This window comes from Scytonema sp. PCC 10023, from assembly GCF_963920835.1.
In the GTDB taxonomy this organism is placed as follows: Bacteria; Cyanobacteriota; Cyanobacteriia; order Cyanobacteriales; family Nostocaceae; genus Kalymmatonema.
Genome location: NZ_CAWUDP010000188.1, coordinates 1 through 8,399 on the forward strand (window position 1 = coordinate 1; position 8,399 = coordinate 8,399).

At 42.0% G+C, this 8,399-nt stretch carries 7 protein-coding genes and 2 pseudogenes; 8 read left to right on the forward strand and 1 reads right to left on the reverse strand.

What is annotated here, in order from left to right; translation table 11 throughout:
- Window positions 1–215: 215 nt before the first annotated feature.
- From ACM0OZ_RS46760 to ACM0OZ_RS46785, 6 genes and pseudogenes are all read left to right on the forward strand, one after another.
- Window positions 216–434, forward strand: a pseudogene (locus ACM0OZ_RS46760) (transposase); the annotation flags it as partial.
- Between the two features lie 313 nt (window positions 435–747).
- Window positions 748–931: pseudogene (locus ACM0OZ_RS46765) on the forward strand (IS630 family transposase); the annotation flags it as partial.
- A 180-nt stretch (window positions 932–1,111) separates the two neighbouring features.
- Window positions 1,112–1,402 carry a hypothetical protein gene (locus ACM0OZ_RS46770; protein WP_414589801.1) on the forward strand — a complete coding sequence of 97 codons (291 nt, stop codon included), beginning with the start codon at window positions 1,112–1,114 and terminating at the stop codon, window positions 1,400–1,402.
- Between the two features lie 693 nt (window positions 1,403–2,095).
- A complete protein-coding gene (locus ACM0OZ_RS46775; protein ID WP_414589802.1) occupies window positions 2,096–3,178 on the forward strand; it encodes a Rieske 2Fe-2S domain-containing protein in 1,083 nt (360 codons plus the stop codon).
- A gap of 101 nt (window positions 3,179–3,279) precedes the next feature.
- Window positions 3,280–3,918: a hypothetical protein gene (locus ACM0OZ_RS46780; RefSeq protein ID WP_414589803.1), complete on the forward strand. Its 639-nt coding sequence runs from the start codon at window positions 3,280–3,282 to the stop codon at window positions 3,916–3,918.
- Window positions 3,919–4,055: 137 nt separating this feature from the next.
- Window positions 4,056–5,096 (forward strand): Rieske 2Fe-2S domain-containing protein, encoded by a 1,041-nt coding sequence (locus tag ACM0OZ_RS46785; RefSeq protein WP_414589804.1) that lies wholly within the window; start codon window positions 4,056–4,058, stop codon window positions 5,094–5,096.
- Between the two features lie 1,214 nt (window positions 5,097–6,310).
- Here ACM0OZ_RS46785 and ACM0OZ_RS46790 read toward each other — a convergent pair.
- Window positions 6,311–7,033: a hypothetical protein gene (locus tag ACM0OZ_RS46790; protein ID WP_414589753.1), complete on the reverse strand. Its 723-nt coding sequence runs from the start codon at window positions 7,031–7,033 to the stop codon at window positions 6,311–6,313.
- Between the two features lie 140 nt (window positions 7,034–7,173).
- Between ACM0OZ_RS46790 and ACM0OZ_RS46795 the strand changes: the two genes are divergently transcribed.
- Both ACM0OZ_RS46795 and ACM0OZ_RS46800 read left to right on the forward strand, forming a co-directional pair.
- Window positions 7,174–7,980 (forward strand): peptidoglycan-binding domain-containing protein, encoded by an 807-nt coding sequence (locus ACM0OZ_RS46795; RefSeq protein ID WP_414589805.1) that lies wholly within the window; start codon window positions 7,174–7,176, stop codon window positions 7,978–7,980.
- A gap of 144 nt (window positions 7,981–8,124) precedes the next feature.
- Window positions 8,125–8,385, forward strand: a complete 261-nt coding sequence (locus ACM0OZ_RS46800; RefSeq protein WP_414589806.1) for a hypothetical protein — start codon at window positions 8,125–8,127, stop codon at window positions 8,383–8,385.
- Window positions 8,386–8,399: the final 14 nt, after the last annotated feature.

Sequence of the window (8,399 nt, forward strand, 5' to 3'; positions counted from 1 at the left end):
CACAGGAAATTTAGTCAGGAGTTTTTCTCACGATCGCCCCCCCTGAACGGATACGTGTTAACTCAGATCTTGCACCTAACCGTAAAAAACCGTATAAGCTAAAAAGATGCGCGATAAGGCTACCTGATTTTTATCGGTTTTTATCGCTAAATTAAGGCTTTTAATTTAATACGGAGTAATTAAATTAAATCAATTTTTATTGGTGCAAGATCTGAGTTAACGAGCGAGATAAGCAAACATATTACGGGGCTGTGGACTATGTCGAAGGAAAATTACTCGTTAAAGCATACAATGCAGGTAACTCAGATAATACGGTTAATTATCTACGTTATTTATTAGACGAGTCACCAAACCAGCAATTACTTATTTTTTGGGATGGTGCTTCTTACCATCGTTCGCATATTGTCCAAGACTTTTTAGGCGAGATAAACCAAGGTTGGGGGTATGCCGAAATACATGGCAAATGGGACACATTGTAAAGTTTTCTAACGCAGATTCTTAAAAGCCCTGCTATACAGTTGTTTAAATACCAAATTTCGTGTCTGCTTTCAGAGAAAAACGTTGCCAAAAATGATTGTTTATGGACAAGTTTGAGGCACTGAAAGAGGTGAAGAGTTGATTTTACTGTGCAAAATCTTGATTGTCCCTTTATCATTTATGGGCAAGTTGGTAAATCAAGAAAGCACACTCTGCAACAAAACTTTACAACGTGTCCCATTTGCCACGTATTTCGGCATAACCCCAGGTTTACCTGAAGAACAATGGAAGATTCACGCTCGTCGCTTTGCTCCTAATTGCCCGGAACGCTCATCCCATTGAGGACATTTGGTTGCAGGCTAAAACATGGGTTCGACGTTTTTGCGCTTTAGTTCCAACATTCTCTCATTTCAAGTGGATGTTTGAGTGGTTTATCCGCAACACAGACGAGTGATTTTATGTCTCTTCAGAAGTAGGTCGCTTTTTCAAAAATCAAATACTAGTCCTATATATTTGATAGTTAAGTAGGATAAGTAGGAAAAGTGGGTAATTTGATATTTTTTGTTTCCTGAAGAATAAGGTGTTGCTATTATGCAAATGTAAACTACAATCATCCAAAAGTATTATTTTTATCATGGTTAACCAAAACACTGAACTGAAAGCAACCGAAGTGCGCGAAGACTTGTTTATTGAACTGGATGAACTGGAACTGAAGGCAGTAGTAGGAGGAAGCGGTCCAGTAAATACCCTAGCAGGCGGGGTTGTAAATGGTGTAGGTGAGATAGGTAGGAGTTCAGGTTCTACATTAGATTCGGCTCAAGGCACTCTTAACAATGCAATAAATGGGCTTCAAGGAGGACTAGGAGTAATAGGTCAAAGCGCCTCCGATGCTGAGCGGCAAATTGTTTCTGGCATTCCGGTATAGTTTTCAAGTAATATCAAGTCCGGTTAAATAGCGTTTAATAAACTTAGGGCTTACATACTAAGTATCACTTAGCAGAAGTTTGGTTCTTGGGTTGTGCCCATCCTTGGTTCATTAAACTAGACAAAATTGGACAACTTTGGCGAAAAAGGTGGCATCATTTTTCAATTAAGTTAAGTATAATTTTTTTGAGAATTAGCAGCTTTTTTCGCCTATTCCATAAGTTTCTGTAAGGTCTTCCACGATTGCTCGTAGGAAACTTATCCAATATTGTCTATCCTATTATTGGTTGTAACAAACTGTTAATCTTTGCAACATAATCTACTTACATAAGGACTTGGAAATCATGCTATGCTGCAAAAGCGTTGTTTTTTACTTTAGGTAGTTACATTATTATTTTTAGGGAAAATTTTTGATTTTTCTCAAATTAAAGATTGCAAATTCTGACCAGTAAAAGCAATTAAGAGTAGACATAAACAACACTACATTATTGTTATGTATTGATTCAAAGGCAAAGGGAAAATACCAGTACTTACACATCTTATATATGTAATATACGATTTTTGGGCTTTTGAGCCATGTCTAACACTCAACATAGTAAATATGTAGCGAAATCAGGGTTGTATGAAGCGCCTGAAACCTCCATTTTCCGTAGTGCGTATTATGGTTAATTTGTACAGTGCGTAACTCTTAAATATGTTAAAAAACTTTTGGTATGCGTGTGAATTTAGTTCAGCCGTTACGAGCAAGCCTAAGCGAGTTTCTCTGTTGAACCAAGATTTTGTCCTATACCGCAACTCTAATAAAGAGGTAGTAGCTCTAAAAGACCAGTGTCCTCATCGCGGTGCGGCTCTATCTAATGGTTGGGTGGAGAAAGACTGTATCCGGTGTCCATATCATGGTTGGAAATTTCAAACAGACGGCACTTGTATTCAAATCCCCGCCAATCAGCCTGGTGTGCCAATCCCCAAAAAGGCTCGCATAGATACATATCCAGTTCAAGAGAAATACGGTTTTGTCTGGCTGTTTTGGGGCGACCTGGCGGAACAAAAGCGTCCTCCACTTCCATCACTTACCGAATTTGATGCCCCTGGTTGGCGAGTCGTTTCCGGCGAACTTCAATGGAACGCTCACTACACTCGCGTATTAGAAAACGTGATTGACTTTTCTCATGTGGCGTTTATCCATGCTAATTCCTTCGGCAGTGGGATTGCAGACCAACCACAGATTGAAAACTACGATGTGTGTCTAGAAGAGTGGAGTGCAAGTGCTACTGTGACAGCAAATCAGTCTAAAAAAACTAAAGGCTTCTGGAAACACTTCCTCAACAAACAAGGCTCACGCCCTTTGAGCGTAACACTATCTTTTTATATGCCCAACATCAGTCGGCTTGAATTTGACTTTCCTATCGGTCATTTCAAGATGATACTTTTTAGTAGTCACCTGCCGATAGACGATAAAACTACGGTGAGCAAGTGGATTGTTCTCCGCAACTTTCTCACTGCACCTTGGGCTGATGGAGATGCCCGGAAAAGGGCTTTGAAGACCATGCTGGAAGATAAGCCAATAGTTGAGTCCCAAAGCCCCCAAGTGATACCTGATGATTTGACTGCCGAACTGCACGTCCCCTCCGACGCTTTGTCAATCGCCTATCGTAAGCTGCACAAACAATGCCTGGAGATGGGTTGGGGTATGGAACACCACGTCAGCCAATTACATGACTCGAATAATCATATATCAGAACATTTCCAAATCTTGACGAACTCGTTGATTTCTTAACCGAGAAGCAGCAACAACTCACCTTGGTTGGAAAAACGCTCTCACCACAAGATACTCAACGAAAATTCAGTCCGGGAAAATTGGCATTCCGTGAAAAAATTATGGCTACTTTTTTATATCCGATATACACAGTTGCAAATTTTGGGTTGGCAATTTGGGGGATTAACTTATTTCAACAAGCGCCCAGAATGAGCACTATTCTGCTAATTGTCGTACTGACTGGAATGATCTATGACAACCTAATCATTTCTGTAGGTCATCTGATTGATGAAGGCACTTTGCTAGAATCACTGAATCGTCTGCGTTTTCTCTTCCACAATTTATTTGTGCCACTGTTGGTAGTGGTCGCTGTCAAACTCGCCTGCAATGCTGGTGTGACGTGGGCGCACTACCCAATTATATGCTATGGCTGCTGGGCGATCGCTCTGGGGCTGATTGTGTTTGGGTTGCTAACCGACTTTCGCCGACTGGAACTGATACCAACAACTTTTGCTGGCAGTTTGCGTTACAAACCTAAAAGTTGTAGCGTACCAATTCTGACAATCGCGATTGCTTTACTAGTGGGTGTGGTGGGGTTCTACATCTGGCGCGAAATCCAATGGCCGTGGATGTTTGTGGGAACGCTGGTCATGTTCTCTGGCAATGCTATGCCTACACGCATTTTTGGCACTCTAGTCGGTTCTGCAGTTGATTTAGTATTTATCCTGGCTCTGCTGACAACACCGCTTATAGTGCATTGATCTCACCCCTAATACCTACCTGAATTGAATCCATTAATTTTTATCTTCATCACCGTATTTCTAGACCTATTGGGTAGTGTACTGCTGGTTCCTGTGATCCCCTTCCTAGTCGGACAGTTCAAAAGTAGGAGAAAATTATGTTAAAAAACTTTTGGTACGCCTGTGAATTCAGCTCAGCTATTACCAACAAGCCAAAGCAAGTTCCTCTATTAAACCAGCAATTTGTCCTGTACCGCAACTCACAAGGAGAGGTAGTGGCTTTGCTAGATCGATGTCCCCATCGCGGTGCTGCTCTGTCTAATGGCTGGGTGGAGAACGACTGTATCCGCTGTCCTTATCATGGTTGGAAGTTTACTACAGACGGTACTTGTATTGAAATTCCTGCCAATCAACCTGGTGTGCCTATTCCCAAGAAAGCTCGCATAGATACATATCCTGTTCAGGAAAAATACGGTTTTGTTTGGCTATTTTGGGGCGACCTTCCTCCAGAAGAATGTCCCCCACTGCCATCATTTCCTGAAGTTACAGATTCTGCTTTGCGGTCTGTTGAAATAGAATCTACATGCAACGCTCACTATACCCGCTTATTAGAAAACTCTATTGATCCTGGTCACTCAGCCTTTGTCCATGCTCATTCCTTTGGCAGTGGAATGAATCAGGAACCACGACTGCCAGACTACAAAGTCCGTCTGGAAGGTTGGGGCGCAAGTGCGTTGCTTAATCTCAAGCAGCATAAGCCCAGAGGCTTTTTCTGGAAATTTACCCACAGCAAAGACTATTTAGAGATCAAAACAACGAACACCTTTTACATGCCCAACCTTGCTATTGCTTATATTGGTATTCCTACTAAACTGATCTTATTTGTCGCCCACGTTCCTGTTGACGAGCAGACCACGATTTCCAAGTTCATCCAGTTTCGTAGTTTTTTGACTCAACCTTGGGCAGATGGCATTTTCCACAAGCAAAGTTTGAAAGTTTGTCTGGAAGATAAGCAAGTTATCGAGTCTCAACGCCCCAGAGTCGTACCCGATGATTTAACTGCCGAACTCCACGTTCCCTCTGATGCTTTATCAATAACTTATCGCCAGCTACGTAGAAAATGCCTAGACATGGGTTGGGGGCTGACTCCTGACATCAGCCTATCAGATCATACCAATGGTGTAAGGATTCAGGTCTAGACTTGAGGTATTAAAGATGGCGCTTGTATATCCGAATTAACCATCGCTTTGATAGCTTGCTCAAAAAATTCAATTACGGAACGTCCTTGACGACGACAAGTTTGTACTACTTAGGACAAGGGCTTTCAATGTGTGATCCAAAATAAAGTCTAGATGTATATAGGGCAATACGGTTCAGTTAAGGATTTTAGTGGCATTCGCGTTCTCTGTAGAGACGCTTTCATTCAGCGCGTCTCTACAATATGGTCGTACTAAGGGTTTTGGTCTTATCTGAACCGTATTGGTATATAGGGGTTATGCTCGACTCATTACACCCTTAACGCTTGGACGACTTCCTCGCCTTGTACGTACTTTTGAATTAGTTACCAGCGTCCCTTTAGTTTTTCTTTATAAACACCCTCTAAGACGATTGCGCTTATACGCGCATCGCTGGATGATTGCAAGGCTCTCTTAAATTCTAAGGAAAAAGGAACATAAAAAAACCCATCATTTATCGATGGATCCCCCGTGCTAAGCAAAGGGCAAATATTATATGTGTTGAATTTTCAATTTTAAACTCTCTTTCTAAGAGGAAAGAAAACCCTCTCTACAGACTCGCACTGCAAAGAGGGTTGCTGTCATCTACCAAACGAAATCATGGGACATTCTTGACCCAAAATAACACACATTTCCAAAAAAGAAGGAAAGCCCACAACCAGGCACATGGGCTTGTAGTCAGAATCTAGTACTTGCATTACCTACAATATTTTACTCACCAAAAAGCCCACCGCCAAGGGTGGGACTTGTACCCCTTTTTATGCTTACGCGTACTCGTGTATTTTATTCGATATCTTAGGCGTTGGCGTAGCCGCCCGCCCTGCGGGCTTCGCCTTCACTCATCTACTCAAAAAATATCCCGCGCCAAGCACACGAGATGACCTCTTCTATCACAAAAAAAGCTGTATCACTCACTATCAAAACATTTACCCTTTATTTTGACAACTTTCCTCTGAGAAGATTCTGATAAAAAAAACCAAGCTAGATTGCTTGGCAAGCCGAATTGGATTCTATCAGTCTTTCTTTATTACTCTTTTTTTATTCCATCTCGGCTTGAACTGTCACTATTTTCTCAGAGGAAATCACAAAAGATAAGCCTCTCACCTGGCTAGTGAGAGGCGCATGAATCTATCTTGCTACGATTCCTCGGCGTAGCAAGATAGATGAAGCTATGGCAACTAATCAAATATAATCTGATACTTTTCACTAAAACTATAGAAAAGCGTACTAATTGCACTGGCAGCCCTTTGCAATTTATCTTCATAAAAATAAAGCTGAAGCGAATCGGGCTGCTTATAGAGAGCGATCGCAGCGGTAACCAATCTTTTATTCTGGCTCGTAAAGACTGGACATACGCTGAAATGCGTAGATTGAAAATCATACACACCGCGCTTAAGCTGCTCTAGCACTGGTTTCTGAATCTCACCACTCAGGCAAGAACCATCATTAAGCTTAGCTTGAAATTCTCCCTTGATACTGTTGAAAGCTCGTTCAAATACGTCCAAGTAGGAGTATTTGTCAACGGGTACTGACCATGCCCAAAACATTAGCCTAGTATCTTTAATGTTTTGAGATTGCACAATATTATTTGTGGAATTATCTATCAATGCTACGAGGAACGTGGCGCGAACATTGGGGTCTGACTCCCTCAACTGTGATATTTCTTCATAACTTTGACGAAAGTTCTTTATCACTTCAGTATGAGTCAACAGTGGTAACTCAATTTGCTTACTTAATCCAATGCGATCGCCTAAAGGCGTGTCCTTCATTCCAAAAACTATTCCCACTACCAGCACTGATAAGAAAGATAGTCGAATTATCCACGCAAGAGTAGATAAATTGTGGTTGGGCAGAAGGGATTTAATCACATCTAGAAAAGCATTGATAATTTTTTCAATCATGGGAACGCACCTGACATTTAGAAAAGCTTGAGTTAGCATGGTGTCCAAGACCTGAAACTCTTCAAAAATCACCATACAACCCTGAAATTTAGTTGCGGCGCTTAATAAGCTTTAAGTGCCGCTTTACATTAGGAGGATTCATGAACAATAAAGAAGCCCAACAAATACTAATTAATCAAGGATTGCTCGACCCGGACGCAGATGGCAAGTGGGGGAATCTCAGTAAAAGTGCCTTGATGAAATTCCAAAAACTTTCTGGCGCTCCAAATGCTGATGGCATTCTTGATGAAGTTGCCAAGACTTCTTTGAAGCTCGCGCCACCTCCACCACCCATCCAAGCCGAAGGGCTGATGGAAAAAATCATCAGCTACTACCAAAAGAAGAATTATTGGATTGCTAGAGGGAGCGATGTATTCAATATTGTCTACATCGAGGGAATGTATCCCGACGGCACCCTCAACAGCGATCGCCTAGACGAGTGGAACGACACCCGCGCTCTATTCCAAGTAGATGATTTTGGGAAAGCTCAAATAGTGGAAGCATGGGCAGCGACTTGTGAGCCTGGCGCTTACTACACTTACCACCGAATGAACCCAGCGGGAGCCGCGAGAATTCAATTCGGTCAATATTGGGCGTGGGCTGTGGGGATGCATGGGAATTCGCGACCACATGAGGCATTGGTTCAAGTCGCTGATGTCAAAGTTTGTCGAGATGACAACGAGGACGGGTTGCGGATTGGTGATGCGGTCGCGGAGGGTCGTTATGGAGTTAACCAACACGATGGATCTGATATGGATAAAGTTGGTCGAGCGTCTGCCGGATGTCTTGTCGGGAAGCTTATTGAGGGACAGAGGAAGTTTATGAGCCGGATTAAAAGCGATCGCCGATACCTGGCAAGCAACGCTTATATTTTTTCTACTGTTGTAGTGCCTGGTGACAAGCTTTAGCCTGGTTACCCTTAATGGTTAAGAAGCTGAGCCGCCAATAAAAAATCAGCACCCACCCAAGTAGTAAGATGCTGATAAGTAGAAAATGTACTAAGATGTAAACCTTAATCGAATATAGCCAAGCCTTTAAAAGCTTCCTATGTTTTGGCTAAAAATACTCTAAAAAAAAGCGATCGCCTTATAATAAACAAAATAGGCACCTCTGGAGAAGATGCCGTTCTGTTGGTCAAGTGGTGGGTTATTTATTTTCAGAAGAGTGTGGCAAAAGACCATATTAACTTCAAGGAAAGAAAAATGGCAATAATTACCCTCGACCGTCCCGAGATTTCAGCGCTAAAGACAAACAAGATTCTTAATAATTTTGGTATCCGTTCAGGGGGGGGCGATCGTGAGAAAAACTCCTGACTAAATTTCCTGTG

Bases quoted from the DNA above. Each gene is read 5' to 3' on its own strand.
- ACM0OZ_RS46780 (WP_414589803.1), top strand. From the start codon at position 3,280: ATGGCTACTTTTTTATATCCGATATACACAGTTGCAAATTTTGGGTTG.
- ACM0OZ_RS46795 (WP_414589805.1), top strand. From the start codon at position 7,174: ATGAACAATAAAGAAGCCCAACAAATACTAATTAATCAAGGATTGCTC.
- ACM0OZ_RS46785 (WP_414589804.1), top strand. From the start codon at position 4,056: ATGTTAAAAAACTTTTGGTACGCCTGTGAATTCAGCTCAGCTATTACC.
- ACM0OZ_RS46775 (WP_414589802.1), top strand. From the start codon at position 2,096: ATGTTAAAAAACTTTTGGTATGCGTGTGAATTTAGTTCAGCCGTTACG.
- ACM0OZ_RS46770 (WP_414589801.1), top strand. From the start codon at position 1,112: ATGGTTAACCAAAACACTGAACTGAAAGCAACCGAAGTGCGCGAAGAC.
- ACM0OZ_RS46790 (WP_414589753.1), bottom strand. From the start codon at position 7,033: ATGATTGAAAAAATTATCAATGCTTTTCTAGATGTGATTAAATCCCTT.